Origin of the sequence: Aeromonas allosaccharophila, from assembly GCF_016026615.1 — a bacterium.
In the GTDB taxonomy this organism is placed as follows: domain Bacteria; phylum Pseudomonadota; class Gammaproteobacteria; order Enterobacterales; family Aeromonadaceae; genus Aeromonas; species Aeromonas allosaccharophila.
The window spans coordinates 3795924-3815000 of record NZ_CP065745.1; the positions used below are offsets into that span (position 1 = coordinate 3795924).

Here is a 19077-nt window from a genome sequence, read left to right on the forward strand (position 1 = left end):
GGCTTACATAAATAAAGCAAAGCCCCTATAATAGGGGCTTTCTTGTGTAGGGGCGTAGTTCGAATTGGTAGAACAGCGGTCTCCAAAACCGATGGTTGCGGGTTCGAGTCCTGCCGCCCCTGCCATATACCTCGTCTCGTACGGGGCTTTTGTGTCTTTGGTTACGTCAGATACAGGTGGGTTGTATGAGTGTTAGTTCTGAGAGCCAGGGCGGAAGCAAGGATACCCTGCTTTGGGGCCTGGTTTTCATTATCCTGGCGGCCGCTGTAGTGGGTAATTACCTGCTCAACGATGTTGTCGCTGCCGTCCGCGCCCTGGGTGTGGTCGTTGTCATTGCTGCTGCCGGTGCAGTAGCCCTGCAAACCACCAAGGGAAAGGCAACACTGGCATTTGCCCGTGAGTCTCGCCTGGAAGTCCGCAAGGTCGTATGGCCGACCCGTCAGGAAGCCATTCAGACAACCCTGATTGTGCTGGCGGTGACCGCCGTGATGGGGCTGCTGCTGTTCGTTCTGGACGGTGCCTTGGTCTGGTTGGTCAACCTGATTACCGGTGTGTAAGGATAAGCCATGACTGAACAACGTGAACAACGTATGAGATGGTATGTCGTGCAGGCTTTTTCCGGCTACGAAGGCCGTGTAGCCAAGTCCCTGCGCGAACATATCAAGATGCATGGCATGGAAGACATGTTCGGTGAAGTACTGGTCCCGACCGAAGAAGTGGTCGAGATGCGTGCTGGCCAGAAGCGCAAGAGTGAGCGCAAGTTTTTCCCGGGTTATGTCCTGGTTCAGATGATGATGGATGAAACCACGTGGCACTTGGTGCGTAACGTACCGCGCGTAATGGGCTTCATCGGCGGTACTTCCGACCGTCCGGCACCGATCTCCGACAAAGAGGCCGATGCCATCCTGAACCGTCTGCAGGATGCCCACGACAAGCCGCGTCCGAAAACCCTGTTTGAACCGGGTGAAATGGTGCGGGTTGCCGATGGTCCGTTTGCCGACTTCAACGGTACCGTTGAAGAGGTCGATTATGAGAAGAGCCGCGTGAAGGTCTCTGTACTGATCTTCGGTCGCTCTACTCCTGTTGAACTGGATTTTGGTCAGGTCGAAAAGGGCTGATTGAATTCTGTACGTTTAACGGTTGTCAGGGGCAGCGATTATCTCTATAATTCGCTGCCCCTTTATTAGTTGGGGAGCCGTTTGCAGGAGCAAGTCTCCGAGGCGCTAGAACCCATTTTTGAGGTAATTTCCTAATGGCTAAGAAAGTCACAGCTTATATCAAGCTGCAGGTTGCTGCTGGTGCAGCCAACCCGTCTCCTCCCGTTGGTCCTGCACTGGGTCAACACGGTGTGAACATCATGGAATTCTGTAAGGCGTTCAACGCTCGTACAGAGAAGCTGGAAAAAGGTTCACCGACTCCGGTCGTGATCACCGTTTACAGTGACCGTTCCTTCACCTTCGAAACCAAGACTCCGCCTGCTTCCTTCCTGCTGAAGAAAGCTGCTGGTATCAAGTCTGGTTCTGCCAAGCCGAACAAAGACAAGGTTGGTAAGGTGACCGTAGCCCAGCTGCAAGAAATCGCCAAGACCAAAGAACCGGATATGACCGGTGCCGATCTGGATGCAAAAGTACGTTGCATCGCAGGCTCCGCTCGTTCCATGGGTCTGGTAGTGGAGGATTAAGACAATGGCTAAACTTTCCAAGCGTATGCGCGTTATTCGCGAAAAAGTTGACGGTACCAAAGAGTACTCCATCAACGAAGCCATTGCCCTGCTGAAAGAACTGGCTACCGCCAAGTTCGTTGAAAGCGTTGACGTTGCTGTCAACCTGGGTATCGACGCTCGTAAATCTGACCAAAACGTACGTGGTGCTACTGTACTGCCGCACGGTACCGGTCGTGATGTACGCGTTGCCGTATTTACTCAAGGTGCCAACGCCGAAGCAGCTAAAGCTGCCGGTGCTGACCTGGTAGGTATGGATGACCTGGCCGATCTGGTTAAGAAAGGCGAGATGAACTTCGACGTCGTTATCGCATCCCCGGATGCAATGCGCGTTGTTGGTCAACTGGGTCAAATCCTGGGCCCGCGCGGCCTGATGCCGAACCCGAAAGTCGGTACTGTAACTCCTAACGTTGCTGAAGCGGTCAAGAACGCCAAAGCCGGTCAGGTTCGTTACCGTAACGACAAGAATGGTATCATCCATACCACTCTGGGTAAGGTTTCTTTCGACGAAGTTCAGCTGAAAGAAAACTTGGAAGCTCTGCTGGTTGCCCTGAAAAAAGGCAAACCCTCTTCCGCCAAAGGTATCTTCATCAAGAAAGTCAGCATCTCCACCACCATGGGTGCCGGTGTTGCCGTAGACCAAGCTTCTCTGGAAGCTCAGGCCTAATTGATGGGTTTTACAAGGCGCAAAATTTAATCTATAATTTTGCGCCTTGATTGGTTGGGGGTTTCGACCTCCGTCCAAGACCGCAGGAGGCTGCAAAGCCTTAATGTTTCCTGCGTAGACGGTGCCGGAAACCCAGCGAGAAAGTTTCTTTCTCTTCTGGAATCCTGCTACCGCATCGTTCCCCTCTGTTGTAAAGGTAGGGGGGATGTGTCTGTACTGGGTCAATAGACCCGGATTCAATCCAGGAGTTAAGCCAATGGCATTGGGACTCGAAGACAAAAAGGCAATTGTTGCTGAAGTCAACGAAGCTGCCAAAGGCGCTCTGTCTGCAGTTGTAGCCGATTCTCGCGGTGTGACTGTAGATAAGATGACCGTCCTGCGTAAAACCGCTCGCGAAGCTGGTGTGTACATGCGCGTTGTGCGTAACACCCTGCTGCGTCGTGCAGTTGAAGGTACCGAATTCGAGTGCCTGAACAACGCATTTACCGGTCCTACCTTGATTGCTTTCTCTAACGAACACCCGGGCGCTGCCGCTCGTCTGTTCAAAGAGTTTGCCAAAGCGAACCAAAAGTTCGAAATCAAGGCTGGCGCTTTTAACGGTGAGTTTATCGCCGCAGCACAAATTGATCGTCTGGCCACGCTGCCGACCTACGACGAAGCGATTGCGAAGTTGATGGCTACTATGAAAGAAGCCTCTGCTGGCAAGCTGGTTCGTACCATCGCTGCTGTGCGTGATCAGAAGCAAGCTGCTGCTTGATTCTCGCCTATCTAGGCTGTTTGAGTTTATTCAACATCAGGAATTTTTGTCATGTCTATCACTAAAGACCAAATCATCGAAGCCGTTGCTTCCATGTCTGTAATGGAAGTTGTTGAGCTGATCGAAGCTATGGAAGAGAAGTTCGGTGTTTCTGCCGCTGTTGCTGTTGCTGCCGGTCCGGCTGCTGAAGCAGTAGAAGAGAAAACCGAGTTCGACGTAGTTCTGACCGCTGCTGGCGCCAACAAAGTTGCCGTCATCAAAGCCGTTCGTGGCGCTACCGGTCTGGGCCTGAAAGAAGCCAAAGATCTGGTTGAAGCTGCCCCGGCTAACCTGAAAGAAGGCGTGTCCAAGGACGAAGCTGAAGCTCTGAAGAAGCAGCTTGAAGAAGCTGGTGCTTCTGTTGAGATCAAATAATCTGCATTTATGTAGATTAGCCTGATAAAACAGGCTAGGGCTGGTGAATATTTGTTCACCAGCCTTTTTGCGCTGTAGACTGAGAGCATTTCACACCGTTTACGACTCTCGGTGCACCAGCAATCCGGACTGTTTCCATTCGTCCGGGCCAACACAAAACGGTGTTGAGACAGAGCTGTCCTGCGGGACAGAGTGGGTCACTTATCAGCGAGCTGAGGAACCCTATGGTTTACTCTTATACCGAAAAAAAACGCATTCGTAAGGACTTCGGTAAGCGAGACCAGGTACTGGACACGCCTTATCTGTTGTCCATTCAGCTGGACTCCTTCAAGCAGTTCATCGAGGCTGACCCGGAAGGTGAATATGGCCTAGAGGCCGCTTTCCGTAGCGTTTTCCCGATCACCAGTTACTCCGGTAGTGCTGAGCTTCAGTATGTCAGCTATCGCCTGGGTGAGCCGGTATTTGACGTAAAAGAATGCCAGATCCGTGGAGTGACCTACTCCGCGCCGCTGCGTGTCAAGCTTCGTATGGTTCTGTACGATCGTGAAGCAGCTGCCGGCACCGTCAAAGACATCAAGGAACAAGAAGTATACATGGGCGAAATTCCGCTCATGACCGAGAACGGCACCTTTGTTATCAATGGTACCGAGCGGGTTATCGTCTCCCAGCTGCATCGCAGCCCGGGCGTCTTCTTCGACCACGATAAAGGCAAAACTCATTCATCCGGTAAGGTACTGTATAACGCTCGCGTTATCCCCTACCGTGGCTCCTGGCTGGACTTCGAGTTCGATGCAAAAGACAACCTGTTTGTCCGTATCGACCGTCGTCGCAAACTGCCAGCATCCATTATTCTGCGCGCTCTGGACTTCACTTCCGAACAGATCCTGGCCACCTTCTTCGAGACCATCGGTTTTGAAGTAAAAGATGGCAAGTTGATGATGGATCTGGTGCCGGAGCGTCTGCGTGGTGAAACTGCGACCTTTGACATCGTGGCCAATGGCGCCGTGGTGGTTGAGACCGGTCGTCGTGTGACTGCGCGTCACATCCGTCAGTTGGAAAAAGATGCCGTTACCCAGATTGAGGTACCGGTTGAGTATGTTGTTGGCAAAGTTGCTGCCAAGGACTACGCACATCCGCAAACTGGCGAGATGGTCGTGACCGCCAACCAGGCACTGAGCCTGGAAGCGATCGCCAACCTGTCCCAAGCCGGCTTCAAGCACTTCGAGGTTCTGTTCACCAACGAACTGGATCACGGTGCCTACATGTCCGAGACCCTGCGTGTCGACTCCAGCTCCAACCGTTTGGAAGCGCTGGTCGAGATCTATCGCATGATGCGTCCGGGCGAGCCGCCTACTCGCGAAGCTGCAGAACAGCTGTTCGAAAACCTGTTCTTCTCCGCCGAGCGTTACGACCTGTCTACCGTAGGTCGGATGAAGTTCAACCGCCGTCTGGGTCGTGAAGACGAGACTGGCGCTGGCGTACTGACCAAAGACGACATCGTTGAAGTCATGAAGCGCCTGATCGACATCCGTAACGGCAACGACGAAGTGGACGATATCGACCACTTGGGTAACCGTCGTATCCGTTCTGTCGGTGAAATGGCCGAGAACCAGTTCCGCGTCGGTCTGGTGCGTGTCGAGCGTGCGGTCAAGGAGCGTCTCTCCCTGGGCGACCTGGACACCCTGATGCCGCAGGATCTGATCAACGCCAAGCCGATCTCCGCCGCAGTCAAAGAGTTCTTTGGTTCCAGCCAGCTGTCCCAGTTTATGGACCAGAACAACCCGCTCTCCGAAGTGACCCACAAGCGTCGTATCTCCGCGCTGGGCCCGGGCGGTTTGACGCGTGAGCGTGCCGGCTTTGAAGTCCGAGACGTACACCCGACTCACTACGGTCGTCTGTGCCCTATCGAGACTCCTGAAGGTCCGAACATCGGTCTGATCAACTCGCTGTCCGTGTACTCTCGTACCAACGAGTACGGTTTCCTCGAGACCCCGTACCGCAAGGTCATTGACGGTGTGATCACCGACGAAGTGGACTACCTGTCTGCTATTGAAGAAGGCAAGTACGTGATCGCACAGGCTAACGCCGCGACCACCGAAGATGGCCGTCTGAAAGATGAATTGATCCCGTGCCGTCACAAAGGTGAATCCACCTTTATGAACGCCGACCAGATCCAGTATATGGACGTGAGCCCGCAGCAGATCGTATCTGTGGCAGCTGCTCTGATCCCGTTCCTGGAACACGATGACGCGAACCGCGCATTGATGGGTTCAAACATGCAACGTCAGGCTGTACCGACTCTGCGTGCTGACAAGCCGCTGGTAGGTACCGGTATGGAACGTGCTGTGGCCGTTGACTCCGGTGTAACCGTAGTGGCCAAGCGTGGTGGCGTAATCGACTATGTCGATGCCTCCCGTATCGTCCTGAAGGTCAATGAAGATGAGCTGATGCCAGGCGAAGCCGGTATCGACATCTACAACCTGACCAAATACACCCGTTCCAACCAGAACACCTGTATCAACCAGCGTCCTTGCGTGATGTTGGGTGAGCCGGTCATGGCTGGCGACGTACTGGCTGACGGCCCGTCCACCGATCTGGGTGAACTGGCGCTGGGTCAGAACATGCGCGTCGCGTTCATGCCGTGGAACGGTTACAACTTTGAAGACTCGATCCTGGTGAACGAGCGTGTTGTTCAGGAAGATCGCCTGACCACCATCCATATCCAGGAACTGGCCTGTATCTCCCGTGACACCAAGCTGGGTCCGGAAGAGATCACTGCTGACATCCCGAACGTGGGTGAAGCCGCTCTGTCCAAGCTGGACGAGTCCGGTATCGTCTACGTGGGTGCCGAAGTGAAGGGCGGCGACATTCTGGTCGGTAAGGTAACCCCGAAAGGTGAAACCCAGCTGACGCCGGAAGAGAAGCTGCTGCGCGCCATCTTCGGTGAGAAGGCCTCCGACGTGAAGGACTCCTCCCTGCGTGTACCGAACGGTGTGTACGGTACCGTGGTTGACGTGCAAGTCTTTACCCGCGATGGCGTGGAAAAAGACAAGCGTGCCAAAGAAATCGAAGAGATGCAGTTGAAGGAAGCGAAGAAGGACTTGACCGAAGAGTTCAAGATCCTGGAAGACGGCATTTTCGGCCGCTCCCGCAACCTGCTGCTGGCCGCCGGTTACAGCGAAGATCGTCTGAACAAGCTCGATCGCTCCAAGTGGTTTGAACTGGCCATCGAAGACGAAGGCAAGCAGACCGAACTGGAACAGATCGCTGAACAGCACGTTGAGCTGAAAGCCGAGTTCGACAAGAAATTCGAGAACAAGCGTCGCAAGATTATCCAGGGTGATGATCTGGCGCCGGGCGTACTGAAAATCGTCAAGGTTTATCTGGCAGTCAAGCGTCGCATCCAGCCGGGTGACAAGATGGCGGGCCGTCACGGTAACAAGGGTGTTATCTCCAAGATCTGTCCGGTCGAGGATATGCCCCATGACGAGTTCGGCCGTCCGGTCGACATCGTACTGAACCCGTTGGGCGTACCATCCCGTATGAACATCGGTCAGATCCTCGAAGTGCACCTGGGCCTTGCGGCCAAGGGTATCGGCGAGAAGATCGATCGCATGGTCAAAGAGCAGCGCGAGCTGCACGAGATGCGCAACTTCCTGCAACAGGTCTATGACCTGGGCGAGAAGGACACCCAGCAAGTGAACATCGCCGAACTGTCTGACGACGACGTACGTATCCTGGTGGGTAACCTGCGTAAGGGTCTGCCGGTCGCTACTCCAGTGTTTGATGGTGCCAAAGAGCGCGAAATCAAAGCCCTGCTGAAGCTGGCCGATCTGCCGGAATCCGGTCAGATTGATCTGTTCGATGGCCGTACCGGTAACCGCTTCGAGCGTAAAGTAACCGTTGGTTACATGTACATGCTCAAGCTGAACCACTTGGTCGACGACAAGATGCACGCGCGTTCTACCGGTTCTTACAGCCTGGTTACCCAGCAGCCGCTGGGTGGTAAGGCGCAGTTCGGTGGTCAGCGTTTCGGTGAGATGGAAGTGTGGGCCCTGGAGGCTTACGGTGCGGCATATACCCTGCAGGAAATGCTGACCGTCAAGTCTGACGATGTGAATGGCCGTACCAAGATGTATAAGAACATCGTGGATGGCGACCACCGTATGGAGCCGGGCATGCCCGAATCCTTCAACGTATTGCTGAAGGAAATCCGCTCTCTGGGTATCAACATCGAGCTGGACGAAGAGTAAGAGCTCGCTCTTATTGTTCGAGAATTGACGTGGGCGCCCCGCTGTTTTGGCAGCCGGGGCGCCGAGGTTAGACTCCTGACAGGGGAAACACGTGAAAGACTTACTCAAGTTTTTGAAGGCTCAGACCAAGACCGAAGAGTTTGACAGTATCAAGATCGGTCTGGCCTCTCCTGACATGATCCGCTCCTGGTCATTCGGTGAGGTCAAAAAGCCTGAGACCATCAACTACCGGACTTTCAAGCCGGAACGTGATGGTCTGTTCTGCGCCCGCATCTTCGGACCGGTGAAGGACTACGAGTGTCTGTGCGGCAAGTACAAGCGCCTGAAACACCGTGGTGTGATCTGTGAGAAGTGCGGCGTTGAAGTGACCCAGACCAAGGTCCGTCGTGAGCGTATGGGCCACATCGAGCTGGCCAGCCCGACTGCCCACATCTGGTTCCTGAAGTCCCTGCCGTCCCGTATCGGTCTGCTGCTGGACATGACCCTGCGCGACATCGAGCGCGTGCTTTACTTCGAATCTTTCGTGGTAATCGAGCCGGGCATGACCAACCTCGAACGCAGCCAGATGCTCTCTGAAGAGCAGTACCTGGATGCGCTGGAAGAGTGGGGCGACGAATTTGACGCCAAGATGGGTGCCGAAGCAATCCTGGCATTGCTGCGCGCCATCGATCTGGAAGGTGAAGTCAAAACCATGCGCGAGGAGCTGGATCAAACCAACTCCGAGACCAAGCGCAAGAAGACCACCAAGCGTCTGAAGCTGATGGAAGCTTTCCTGCAGTCCGGCAACAAGCCGGAGTGGATGATCATGACAGTGCTGCCTGTGCTGCCGCCGGACCTGCGTCCGCTGGTACCGCTGGACGGCGGCCGTTTCGCGACTTCCGATCTGAACGATCTGTACCGTCGCGTGATCAACCGTAACAACCGCTTGAAGCGTCTGCTGGATCTGGCTGCTCCGGACATCATCGTGCGCAACGAAAAGCGTATGCTGCAAGAGTCCGTCGATGCGCTGCTGGATAACGGCCGTCGCGGTCGTGCCATCACCGGTTCCAACAAGCGCCCGCTGAAATCCCTGGCCGACATGATCAAGGGTAAGCAAGGTCGTTTCCGTCAAAACCTGCTGGGTAAGCGTGTCGACTACTCCGGTCGTTCCGTTATCACCGTAGGCCCGACCCTGCGCCTGCATCAGTGCGGTCTGCCGAAGAAAATGGCGCTGGAACTGTTCAAGCCGTTCATCTATGGCAAGCTGGAAACCCGCGGTCTGGCGACCACGATCAAGGCCGCCAAGAAGATGGTGGAGCGCGAGGAAGCTGTCGTTTGGGATATCCTGGACGAAGTGATCCGCGAGCACCCGGTGCTGCTGAACCGTGCACCGACCCTGCACCGTCTGGGTATCCAGGCATTCGAACCGACGCTGGTCGAAGGCAAGGCAATCCAGCTGCACCCGCTGGTTTGTGCTGCGTATAACGCGGACTTCGATGGTGACCAGATGGCGGTCCACGTACCGCTGACTCTGGAAGCCCAGCTGGAAGCGCGTGCGCTGATGATGTCTACCAACAACATCCTGTCGCCTGCCTCCGGTGAGCCGATCATCGTTCCTTCTCAGGACGTGGTCTTGGGTCTGTACTACATGACCCGTGCCCGTATCAACGCCAAAGGCGAAGGTATGGTGCTGGCCGGCCCGAAAGAAGCCGAGAAAGTATATCGCGCCGGTCTGGCCGATCTGCATGCTCGTGTGAAAGTGCGCATTACCGAATACCTGCGTCAGGAAGACGGTTCTCTGCGTGAACACACCGAGATGAAGAACACCACCGTTGGTCGTGCGATCCTGAGCCTGATCCTGCCGAAAGGCATGGAATACGCCCTGATCGACGAGCCGAAGGTGCTGACTGCTGCAGAGCAGGCTGACCTGGATGCCAATCCGCAGAACTGGATCAAATCCGTATCCAACAAGGCGCTGGGCAAAAAGCTCATCTCCCGTCTGCTGAACACCTGCTATCGCAAGCAGGGCCTGAAGGACACCGTTATCTTCGCTGACCAGCTGATGTATACCGGTTTCCACTATGCGGCCCTGTCCGGTGCTTCCGTTGGTATCGATGACATGGTCATCCCGGATGCCAAGAAAGACATCATTGCGGCAGCCGAAGCCGAAGTTGCCGAGATCCAGGACCAGTTCCTGTCCGGTCTGGTGACTGCGGGCGAACGTTACAACAAGGTTATCGATATCTGGGCCAGCGCCAACGAGCGCGTCTCCAAGGCCATGATGGAGAACTTGTCCAAAGAGCGTAACGTCAACTCGCTGGGTGAAGAAGAAGAGCAGGCATCGTTCAACAGCATCTTTATGATGGCCGACTCTGGTGCGCGTGGTTCCGCCGCCCAGATCCGTCAGCTGGCCGGTATGCGTGGCCTGATGGCCAAGCCGGATGGCTCCATCATCGAGACGCCGATCGTCGCGAACTTCCGCGAAGGTCTGAACGTATTGCAGTACTTTATCTCCACTCACGGTGCTCGTAAGGGTCTGGCGGATACCGCACTGAAGACTGCGAACTCCGGTTACCTGACTCGTCGTCTGGTAGACGTGGCACAAGACATGGTGATCACCGAGGACGATTGCGGCACTACCGAAGGTCTGTGGATGACTCCGCTGATCGAAGGTGGCGACGTTGTCGAACCGCTGCGTGAGCGCGTGCTGGGCCGTGTGGTTGCCGATGACGTGATCAAGCCGGGTACTGAAGATGAGGTGCTGGTAGCACGTAACACCCTGCTCGACGAGCAGCTGTGTGACCTGCTGGAGCAAAACTCTGTTGACCGCGTGAAGGTACGTTCTGCCATCACCTGTGAAACTGACTTCGGTAACTGTGCTCACTGCTACGGCCGTGATCTGGCCCGTGGCCACCTGGTTAACAAAGGTGAGGCTGTCGGTGTTATCGCCGCCCAGTCCATCGGTGAGCCGGGTACCCAGCTGACAATGCGTACGTTCCACATCGGTGGTGCGGCATCCCGTGCTGCTGCCGAGAACAGCATCCAGGTCAAGAACACCGGTACCATCAAGCTGCAGAACGCCAAGTTCGTTCACAACAGCGATGACAAACTGGTTATCACCTCCCGTTCTACCGAACTGACCATCATGGACGACATGGGCCGTACCAAGGAAAGCCACAAGCTGCCTTACGGTTCCGTGCTGGAAGTGAAGGACGGCCAGGCTGTGAACGCTGGCGAGACCGTTGCCAACTGGGATCCGCACACCCACCCGATCATCACCGAAGTGGCAGGTCGCCTGCAGTTCGAACACATGATCGATGGCGTGACCATCACTCGTCAGACCGACGAGCTGACCGGTCTCTCTTCTATCGTCGTACTGGATGTCAACGAGCGTCCGAGTGCCGGTAAAGAGATGCGTCCGACCGTTAAGCTGGTCGACCTGAACGGCAAAGACGTGATGATCCCGGGTACCGATGTAGCCGCCCAGTACTTCCTGCCGGGCAAGGCGATCGTGAACCTGGAAGATGGTGCCAACGTGGGTGTGGGTGACGCGGTAGCGCGTATCCCGCAAGAATCCGGCGGTACCAAGGACATCACCGGTGGTCTGCCGCGCGTTGCGGATCTGTTCGAAGCACGTCAACCGAAGGAACCGGCAATTCTGGCCGAGATCTCCGGTACCATCTCCTTCGGGAAAGAGACCAAGGGCAAACGCCGTCTGGTCATCACCCCGACTGATGGTGGCAACGTCTACGAAGAGATGATTCCGAAGTGGCGTAACCTGAACGTGTTCGAAGGTGAAAAAGTTGAGAAGGGTGAAGTGCTGGCGGACGGTCCTGAGTCTGCTCACGACATCCTGCGTCTGCGCGGTATCAGCCCGGTCGCCAACTACATCGCCAACGAAGTGCAAGACGTTTACCGTCTGCAAGGCGTTAAGATTAACGACAAGCACATCGAAGTCATCGTTCGTCAGATGCTGCGCAAGTGCGAGATCCTGAGCGCTGGCGACACCGATCTGATCGAAGGCGAACAGGTTGAAGTTGCTCGTGTGAAGATTGCCAACCGTAAGCTGGTTGCCGAGGGCAAGACCCCAGCGACCTTCCGTCATGTACTGATGGGTATTACCAAGGCATCTCTGAGCACTGAGTCCTTCATCTCTGCGGCTTCCTTCCAGGAAACCACTCGCGTTCTGACCGAAGCCGCCGTTGGTGGCAAGCGTGATGAACTGCGTGGTCTGAAAGAGAACGTCATCGTGGGTCGTCTGATCCCGGCTGGTACCGGCTTTGCCTACCACCATAGCCGGATCAACCAGCGTGCTGCCGCAGCTCGTGCTGTTGGTACCCCGCAGGTGACCGCTGATGAAGCTCAACAGAACCTGGCGGATCTGCTGAACGCAGCCGGTAGCTTCGACGAAGAGTAACTCGTCATCCGTGATTGAAAAGGGCTCCTTCAAGGAGCCCTTTTTGTTGGCCAATTACTCGGCAAAGGTAGACGCAGCGCGGGTTTCAGGATGATCCAGAGCAAAGTTGTAGAGTAAAAAATCAAAAAAAGTTGACTTTACTCCCCTGCAATTTAAAACTCGGGAAAGTTGAATGGTTATTACAGGGGTAGAACATGACTGTCGGTATCGAGGAAGCCATGCTTCCCGAAGAACAGCTGATCAGCCGCACTTTTACAGATGAAGACAGGGAATTGTTGCGCTCATACGATGGGCTCATCGATGGCTTGGCCGAGCTGTTCGGCAAGCATTGTGAAGTGGTCCTCCACTCCCTGGAAAATCTGCACGAGTCGGTGATCAAGATCGCCAACGGCTTCAATACCGGACGCACCCTCGGGGCGCCCATCACCGATCTCGCCCTGCGCATGCTCAAGGATATCGAGAGCACTGGCCAGGATTACACCCAGAGCTATTTTGCGCGCAGCCGCACCGGTGCGCTGATGAAGTCGAGCACTATCGCCATTCGTAACAGCGAGCGGCAGGTAGTGGGGCTTATCTGCATCAACCTGCACATCAATGCGCCTTTCCACGAGTTCGTGGCCGAATTTTTCCCGACGCCCCAGCAGGCGGCGCGTCAATCACCCGAGACCTTCGCCAACAGTGTGGAAGAGCTGGTTGCCCAGACGGTGGATAACACCATCGACGAGATCAACCGCGACCCCACCGTGGCCAACAATGCCAAGAACCGCTTCATCGTGACCCAGCTGTTCGAGAAGGGCATTTTCGACATCAAGGATTCGATCAATCTGGTGGCGGACAAACTCAATATTTCAAAACATACCGTTTATCTTTACATCCGACAGCGCAAGCAGGGTGAAGACGAGAACGAGTAACTCATTCCAGAAGGGGATAGATGAATGGCTAAAGAAGTGATTGCAACCGACAAGGCGCCTGCCGCGATTGGTCCGTATGTTCAGGCTACCAAGGTTGGCGAGATGATCTTCACCTCCGGGCAGATCCCGCTCGATCCTGCCACCATGGAAATCGTGGCTGGCGGCATCGAAGAGCAGGCCGAACGGGTGATGAAGAATCTGGTTGCCGTGTTGCACGCTGCCGGTGCCGATGCCAGCAACGTGGTCAAAACCACCTGCTTCCTGAGCGACATGAACAACTTCGTTGCCTTCAACCAGGTCTATGCCCGCTACTTTGGTGATGCAGCGCCAGCCCGCTCCTGCGTGGAAGTGGCCCGTCTGCCGAAAGATGTGCTGGTCGAGGTCGAGGCGATTGCCCATCTCTGATTAACGCATCGAATCAAGCCCCTCCTGGCAGGGGCTTTTTTGTTTTTGGCGTAAAATGGACCGGGTCAGCACAGGAGTCCTGCTATGAGTCTGAGTTTTGCCATCCTGGTCACGGGGCCCACCTATGGCACCCAGTCGGCCAGCACCGCCTATCGCTTTGCCCGCTCGCTGTTGGCGCAGGGGCATACCTTGTCCCACCTGTTCTTCTATCAGGATGGGGTCTGCAACGGCAACGGTCTGCACCTGCCTGCATCCGATGAGACCGACCTGGTGCGTCTGTGGCGAGAGCTGGCAGAAGAGCAGGGGATCCGTATCGACGTCTGTGTCGCCGCCGCCATGCGGCGCGGTGTGCTCGATGAGCAGGAGGCCAAGGGGGCAGGGCAGGCGCACTTCAATCTGCAGGCGCCGTTTTGCCTCAGCGGTCTGGGCCAGTTGGCCGAGGCGGCACTTACCGCCGATCGTCTGGTTCAGTTCTAGGGGGAGTCATGAGCAAGAAAATCGCCTTTATCTGCAGTCGTGGCCCCCATGGCCATGCCGCCGGTCGGGAAGGGTTGGATGCCCTGCTGGCCACCTCGGCTATGACCGATGAGCTGGCCCTCTTCCTGATTGGGGACGGTGTGCTGCAACTGGTCAAGGAGCAGCAGCCGGCGACCATTTTGCAGCGCCACTACGCGCCCACCTTCAAAATGCTGGAACTCTACGACATCGAAGAGGTCTATGTTTGTGCTGACTCGCTGGCAGAGCGTGGCCTGACAGTGGATGATCTGCTGATCCCGGTCGAGAGTCTGCCGCGCCAGGAGCTGGCTCGGCGCTGGGCACAATGTTCGACTCACATCAGCTTTTGAGGTCTCCATGTTGCATCTGATATTGAACTCCCCCTTTCAGAGTCAGGCTTTGGCACAGGCGCTCTCATACCTCCAGCCCGAGGATGAGCTGGTACTGATGCAGGATGCCGTGATAGCGGCATCGGCTCCCCAATGGAGCGAGCAGCTGGCTGACATTCCGCTTTATGTGATGCAGGAAGACCTGCAAGCTCGCGGTTTGCATCATCGGGTGGGCAATGTGCTCGATATGGCGGGTCTGGTGGCACTGATTGCGCAAAAAGGTTCCCCGCGCACCTGGGGTGGCTGAGAAGCACATTTTCAAGAGAATTCAAGGTGATGTCATGAAATTAAACGGATCCGAATTGCCCTTTTGTGACGCAAATTGTATAAATCTTGACTCCCCAGACAACAGGGCATAAAATTTCGCGTCCCCGTATCTGCGGGGAGGATTTTCCACACGTTTATGAAGTCATTATCAGGAGCCTTTTGATGGCAACTATTAACCAGTTGGTTCGCAAGCCACGCATCAAGCTCGTTGTGAAAAGCAACGTGCCGGCGCTGGAAGCGTGCCCTCAGAAGCGTGGCGTATGCACCCGTGTATATACCACCACCCCGAAGAAGCCTAACTCTGCACTGCGTAAAGTATGCCGTGTACGTCTGACCAACGGCTTCGAAGTCACCTCCTACATCGGTGGTGAAGGTCACAACCTGCAAGAGCACTCTGTTGTTCTGATCCGTGGCGGTCGTGTAAAAGACTTGCCAGGTGTTCGTTATCACACCGTTCGTGGTGCGTTGGACTGTGCCGGTGTTAAAGACCGTAAGCAGGCTCGCTCCAAGTATGGCGTGAAGCGTCCTAAAGCTTAATGGTTCTCCGTTAAGTAAGGCCAAACGTTAATTCGTTTCTAGTTAGATAGCTTTCTAGTTTTGGGTAATCCCTGAAGTTACGGAGAATTTGAAATGCCAAGACGTCGTGTTGTTGGTCAGCGTAAAATCCTGCCAGATCCCAAGTTCGGATCAGAGCTGCTGGCTAAATTTGTCAACGTAGTAATGGTTGACGGTAAGAAATCTGTTGCAGAAGCCATCGTTTATGGCGCCCTGGACATCATTGCCACCAAATCTGGCAAAGAGCACCTGGCCCTGTTCGAAGTCGCTCTGGATAACATTCGTCCGGCGGTCGAGGTTAAATCTCGTCGCGTCGGTGGTGCAACCTATCAGGTGCCGGTAGAAGTTCGTCCGGTACGTCGCAATGCCCTGGCAATGCGCTGGTTGGTTGATGCCGCTCGTAAACGTGGTGAAAAATCAATGGCTCAGCGTCTGGCTGGCGAGCTGCTGGATGCCGCTGACAATAAGGGTTCGTCTGTCAAGAAACGTGAAGACGTTCACCGTATGGCTGAAGCGAACAAAGCCTTCGCTCACTTCCGCTGGTAATCCGCTTGCGCAGGGTCTTTTGGCTCTGCGCACCTTTAATTATCTAGGGACAAGCGCCTTAGTAAGAGGATGACAATGGCTCGTACAACCCCCATTGAGCGTTATCGTAACATCGGTATCTCCGCTCACATTGACGCCGGTAAGACTACTACTACCGAGCGCGTACTGTTTTATACCGGTGTAAGTCACAAGATCGGTGAAGTTCACGATGGCGCTGCCACCATGGACTGGATGGAACAGGAACAAGAGCGTGGTATTACCATCACCTCCGCCGCGACCACCGCTTTCTGGTCCGGTATGGGTAAACAGTTCCAACCGCACCGTATCAACATCATCGATACCCCGGGCCACGTTGACTTTACTATCGAAGTAGAGCGTTCAATGCGTGTTCTGGACGGTGCCGTGATGGTGTACTGTGCCGTAGGTGGCGTACAGCCACAGTCTGAAACCGTATGGCGTCAGGCTAACAAGTACAAGGTTCCCCGTATCGCGTTCGTCAACAAGATGGACCGTACCGGTGCCAACTTCCTGCGCTGCGTTGAGCACATCAAGACCCGTCTGAAAGGCGTTCCGGTTCCTCTTCAGCTGAACATCGGCGCCGAAGAGAACTTCAAGGGCGTTGTTGACCTGGTCAAGATGAAAGCCATCAACTGGAGCGAAGCTGACCAGGGCGTATCCTTCGATTACGAAGACGTCCCGGCTGAGCTGCTGGAACAGGCGCAAGAAATGCGCATGAATCTGGTTGAAGCCGCTGCTGAAGCGTCTGAAGACCTGATGGAAAAATACCTGGGCGGCGAAGAGCTGACCGAGGAAGAGATCAAGAAAGCTCTGCGTCAGCGTGTGCTGAACAACGAAATCATCCTGGTAACCTGTGGCTCCGCGTTCAAGAACAAGGGCGTACAGGCAATGCTGGATGCCGTTGTTGACTATCTGCCGGCTCCGACCGACGTAGCTGCTATCGACGGCCTGAAAATGGACGGCGAGACCAAAGACGAGCGTCATGCTTCTGATGACGAGCCGTTCTCTGCTCTGGCGTTCAAGATCGCTACCGACCCGTTCGTTGGTAACCTGACCTTCTTCCGCGTCTACTCCGGTGTTGTTAACTCCGGTGACACCGTGCTGAACTCCGTCAAGGACAAGCGCGAGCGTTTTGGCCGTATCGTTCAGATGCACGCCAACAAGCGCGAAGAGATCAAAGAAGTACGCGCTGGTGACATCGCTGCTGCCATCGGTCTGAAAGACGTGACCACTGGTGACACCCTGTGTGACCAGAACGCACCGATCATCCTCGAGCGTATGGAATTCCCTGAGCCGGTAATTTCTATCGCGGTTGAGCCGAAAACCAAGGCTGACCAAGAGAAGATGGGTCTGGCACTGGGCCGTCTGGCTCAGGAAGATCCGTCCTTCCGCGTATGGACTGACGAAGAGTCAGGTCAAACCATCATCGCCGGTATGGGTGAGCTGCACCTGGACATCATCGTTGACCGTATGCGTCGCGAGTTCAAGGTTGAAGCGAACGTAGGTAAGCCGCAGGTTGCCTACCGTGAAACCATTCGTAACACCGTCAAGGATATCGAAGGTAAGCACGCCAAGCAGTCTGGTGGTCGTGGTCAGTACGGTCACGTTGTGATCGACATGTACCCGCTGGAAGAAGGCAAAGCCTACGAATTCGTCAACGACATCAAAGGTGGTGTCATTCCTGGTGAATTCATCCCGGGTGTTGATAAAGGTATCCGCGAGCAGCTCAAATCTGGTCCGCTGGCTGGTTACCCGGTTATGGATCTGGGTGTGCGTCTGCACTTCGGTTCTTACCACGATGTCGACTCTTCCGAACTGGCGTTCAAAATCGCTGCTTCCATGGCCTTTAAGGCTGGCTTCATGAAAGCCAACCCGGTTCTGCTTGAACCGATCATGAAAGTAGAAGTTGAAACTCCGGAAGATTACATGGGCGACGTTATCGGTGACCTGAACCGTCGTCGTGGCCTGATCGAAGGTATGGAAGATGGCCCGTCCGGCAAGATCGTACGTGCTCTGGTGCCGCTGGCCGAAATGTTCGGTTATGCAACTGCACTGCGTTCCGCTACCCAAGGTCGTGCTTCCTACGCCATGGAATTCGCCAAGTATCACGATGCACCGACCAACGTTGCACAAGCCGTGATCGAAGAGCGCAAATCCAAGTAATTTAAGATTCCCCGCCTACGACGGTAGGCGGGTTTAACCTAGAAGGACTACGTCGTGTCTAAAGAAAAATTTGAGCGTAACAAACCGCACGTAAACGTCGGCACCATCGGCCACGTTGACCACGGTAAAACCACCCTGACTGCAGCTATCACCAACGTGCTGGCCAAGCACTTCGGTGGTAAAGCTTTCGCCTTCGACCAGATCGACAAGGCACCGGAAGAGCGTGAGCGTGGTATCACCATCAACACCTCCCACGTAGAATACGACACCGCTACCCGCCACTACGCTCACGTAGATTGCCCGGGTCACGCCGACTACGTTAAAAACATGATCACCGGTGCTGCCCAGATGGACGGCGCGATCCTGGTAGTAGCAGCGACTGACGGCCCGATGCCGCAGACTCGTGAGCACATCCTGCTGGGTCGTCAGGTTGGTATCCCGTACATGATCGTGTTCATGAACAAGTGTGACATGGTTGATGACGAAGAGCTGCTCGAACTGGTCGAGATGGAAGTTCGTGAACTGCTGACCGAATATGACTTCCCGGGTGATGACCTGCCGGTAGTACGTGGTTCCGCGCTGAAAGCGCTGGAAGGCGACGCTGCATGGGAAGAGAAGATCATCGAGCTGGCTCACCACCTGGATACCTACATCCCGGAGCCGGAGCGCGCAATTGACCTGCCGTTCCTGATGCCTATCGAAGACGTATTCTCTATCGCTGGCCGTGGTACCGTAGTTACCGGTCGTGTAGAGCGCGGTATCGTTAAAGTGGGTGAGACTGTAGAAATCGTTGGTATCAAAGATACCGTTTCTACCACCTGTACCGGTGTTGAAATGTTCCGTAAGCTGCTGGACGAAGGTCGTGCAGGCGAGAACATCGGCGCACTGCTGCGTGGCGTGAAGCGTGAAGACGTAGAGCGTGGTCAGGTACTGGCCAAGCCGGGTTCAATCAAGCCGCACACCAAGTTTGAATCTGAAGTGTACGTACTGTCCAAAGAAGAAGGTGGTCGTCATACCCCGTTCTTCAAAGGCTACCGTCCGCAGTTCTACTTCCGTACTACCGACGTGACCGGTACCATCGAACTGCCGGAAGGCGTTGAAATGGTAATGCCAGGCGACAA

The 19077-nt window shown here is 55.1% G+C and carries 17 protein-coding genes and 1 tRNA gene (1 of these 18 cut by a window edge); all 18 read left to right on the plus strand.

Annotated features, from left to right (window positions below; all coding sequences use genetic code 11):
• Positions 1–48: 48 nt before the first annotated feature.
• Positions 49–125: transfer RNA gene (locus tag I6G90_RS17380), tRNA-Trp, on the plus strand.
• 60 nt (positions 126–185) lie between these two features.
• Positions 186–557, plus strand: a complete 372-nt coding sequence (gene secE, locus I6G90_RS17385; protein ID WP_005306322.1) for a preprotein translocase subunit SecE — start codon at positions 186–188, stop codon at positions 555–557.
• A 9-nt stretch (positions 558–566) separates the two neighbouring features.
• On the plus strand, positions 567–1118 hold the full coding sequence (gene nusG, locus I6G90_RS17390; RefSeq protein WP_042058251.1) for a transcription termination/antitermination protein NusG: 552 nt from the start codon (positions 567–569) through the stop codon (positions 1116–1118).
• A gap of 134 nt (positions 1119–1252) precedes the next feature.
• Positions 1253–1681: a 50S ribosomal protein L11 gene (rplK, locus tag I6G90_RS17395; protein ID WP_026456244.1), complete on the plus strand. Its 429-nt coding sequence runs from the start codon at positions 1253–1255 to the stop codon at positions 1679–1681.
• A 4-nt stretch (positions 1682–1685) separates the two neighbouring features.
• Positions 1686–2387 carry a 50S ribosomal protein L1 gene (gene rplA / locus I6G90_RS17400; RefSeq protein WP_042058253.1) on the plus strand — a complete coding sequence of 234 codons (702 nt, stop codon included), beginning with the start codon at positions 1686–1688 and terminating at the stop codon, positions 2385–2387.
• Positions 2388–2643: 256 nt separating this feature from the next.
• Positions 2644–3144 carry a 50S ribosomal protein L10 gene (gene rplJ, locus I6G90_RS17405; RefSeq protein ID WP_033135317.1) on the plus strand — a complete coding sequence of 167 codons (501 nt, stop codon included), beginning with the start codon at positions 2644–2646 and terminating at the stop codon, positions 3142–3144.
• Between the two features lie 51 nt (positions 3145–3195).
• The gene (rplL, locus tag I6G90_RS17410; RefSeq protein ID WP_033135318.1) at positions 3196–3558 is read left to right on the plus strand and encodes a 50S ribosomal protein L7/L12; all 363 of its coding nucleotides are present in this window, start codon (positions 3196–3198) and stop codon (positions 3556–3558) included.
• A 224-nt stretch (positions 3559–3782) separates the two neighbouring features.
• A complete protein-coding gene (gene rpoB, locus I6G90_RS17415; RefSeq protein WP_075112886.1) occupies positions 3783–7811 on the plus strand; it encodes a DNA-directed RNA polymerase subunit beta in 4029 nt (1342 codons plus the stop codon).
• Positions 7812–7902: 91 nt separating this feature from the next.
• Positions 7903–12207: a DNA-directed RNA polymerase subunit beta' gene (gene rpoC, locus I6G90_RS17420; RefSeq protein WP_042058256.1), complete on the plus strand. Its 4305-nt coding sequence runs from the start codon at positions 7903–7905 to the stop codon at positions 12205–12207.
• Between the two features lie 194 nt (positions 12208–12401).
• Positions 12402–13118, plus strand: coding sequence for a helix-turn-helix transcriptional regulator (locus I6G90_RS17425; protein ID WP_005339902.1), 717 nt, complete (start codon positions 12402–12404; stop codon positions 13116–13118).
• 24 nt (positions 13119–13142) lie between these two features.
• The gene (locus I6G90_RS17430) at positions 13143–13523 is read left to right on the plus strand and encodes a RidA family protein (protein ID WP_042019309.1); all 381 of its coding nucleotides are present in this window, start codon (positions 13143–13145) and stop codon (positions 13521–13523) included.
• Between the two features lie 84 nt (positions 13524–13607).
• Complete coding sequence (gene tusD, locus I6G90_RS17435; protein ID WP_197928491.1) at positions 13608–14000, plus strand: sulfurtransferase complex subunit TusD; 393 nt, start codon at positions 13608–13610, stop codon at positions 13998–14000.
• Between the two features lie 8 nt (positions 14001–14008).
• Positions 14009–14368 (plus strand): sulfurtransferase complex subunit TusC, encoded by a 360-nt coding sequence (tusC, locus tag I6G90_RS17440; protein WP_197928492.1) that lies wholly within the window; start codon positions 14009–14011, stop codon positions 14366–14368.
• Positions 14369–14375: 7 nt separating this feature from the next.
• Positions 14376–14654, plus strand: a complete 279-nt coding sequence (gene tusB / locus I6G90_RS17445; protein WP_139710660.1) for a sulfurtransferase complex subunit TusB — start codon at positions 14376–14378, stop codon at positions 14652–14654.
• A 182-nt stretch (positions 14655–14836) separates the two neighbouring features.
• Entirely contained in the window at positions 14837–15211 is a 375-nt protein-coding gene (gene rpsL / locus I6G90_RS17450) for a 30S ribosomal protein S12 (protein ID WP_005306278.1), read from the plus strand.
• Positions 15212–15304: 93 nt separating this feature from the next.
• Positions 15305–15775 (plus strand): 30S ribosomal protein S7, encoded by a 471-nt coding sequence (gene rpsG, locus I6G90_RS17455; RefSeq protein WP_010675949.1) that lies wholly within the window; start codon positions 15305–15307, stop codon positions 15773–15775.
• A 75-nt stretch (positions 15776–15850) separates the two neighbouring features.
• Positions 15851–17956, plus strand: coding sequence for an elongation factor G (gene fusA, locus I6G90_RS17460; protein ID WP_042058265.1), 2106 nt, complete (start codon positions 15851–15853; stop codon positions 17954–17956).
• 54 nt (positions 17957–18010) lie between these two features.
• Positions 18011–19077 carry the 5' portion of an elongation factor Tu gene (gene tuf, locus I6G90_RS17465; protein WP_042657281.1) on the plus strand. The gene runs 118 nt beyond the window's last position, so 1067 of the gene's 1185 nt are visible here — the first part of the coding sequence; its start codon is at positions 18011–18013; its stop codon lies off the right edge, out of view.

What these genes read in the sequence shown, in the direction of transcription:
- secE (WP_005306322.1), top strand. Translation starts at nt 186, where the DNA reads ATGAGTGTTAGTTCTGAGAGCCAGGGCGGAAGCAAGGATACCCTGCTT.
- nusG (WP_042058251.1), top strand. Translation starts at nt 567, where the DNA reads ATGACTGAACAACGTGAACAACGTATGAGATGGTATGTCGTGCAGGCT.
- rplK (WP_026456244.1), top strand. Translation starts at nt 1,253, where the DNA reads ATGGCTAAGAAAGTCACAGCTTATATCAAGCTGCAGGTTGCTGCTGGT.
- rplA (WP_042058253.1), top strand. Translation starts at nt 1,686, where the DNA reads ATGGCTAAACTTTCCAAGCGTATGCGCGTTATTCGCGAAAAAGTTGAC.
- rplJ (WP_033135317.1), top strand. Translation starts at nt 2,644, where the DNA reads ATGGCATTGGGACTCGAAGACAAAAAGGCAATTGTTGCTGAAGTCAAC.
- rplL (WP_033135318.1), top strand. Translation starts at nt 3,196, where the DNA reads ATGTCTATCACTAAAGACCAAATCATCGAAGCCGTTGCTTCCATGTCT.
- rpoB (WP_075112886.1), top strand. Translation starts at nt 3,783, where the DNA reads ATGGTTTACTCTTATACCGAAAAAAAACGCATTCGTAAGGACTTCGGT.
- I6G90_RS17425 (WP_005339902.1), top strand. Translation starts at nt 12,402, where the DNA reads ATGACTGTCGGTATCGAGGAAGCCATGCTTCCCGAAGAACAGCTGATC.
- I6G90_RS17430 (WP_042019309.1), top strand. Translation starts at nt 13,143, where the DNA reads ATGGCTAAAGAAGTGATTGCAACCGACAAGGCGCCTGCCGCGATTGGT.
- tusD (WP_197928491.1), top strand. Translation starts at nt 13,608, where the DNA reads ATGAGTCTGAGTTTTGCCATCCTGGTCACGGGGCCCACCTATGGCACC.
- tusC (WP_197928492.1), top strand. Translation starts at nt 14,009, where the DNA reads ATGAGCAAGAAAATCGCCTTTATCTGCAGTCGTGGCCCCCATGGCCAT.
- tusB (WP_139710660.1), top strand. Translation starts at nt 14,376, where the DNA reads ATGTTGCATCTGATATTGAACTCCCCCTTTCAGAGTCAGGCTTTGGCA.
- rpsL (WP_005306278.1), top strand. Translation starts at nt 14,837, where the DNA reads ATGGCAACTATTAACCAGTTGGTTCGCAAGCCACGCATCAAGCTCGTT.
- rpsG (WP_010675949.1), top strand. Translation starts at nt 15,305, where the DNA reads ATGCCAAGACGTCGTGTTGTTGGTCAGCGTAAAATCCTGCCAGATCCC.
- fusA (WP_042058265.1), top strand. Translation starts at nt 15,851, where the DNA reads ATGGCTCGTACAACCCCCATTGAGCGTTATCGTAACATCGGTATCTCC.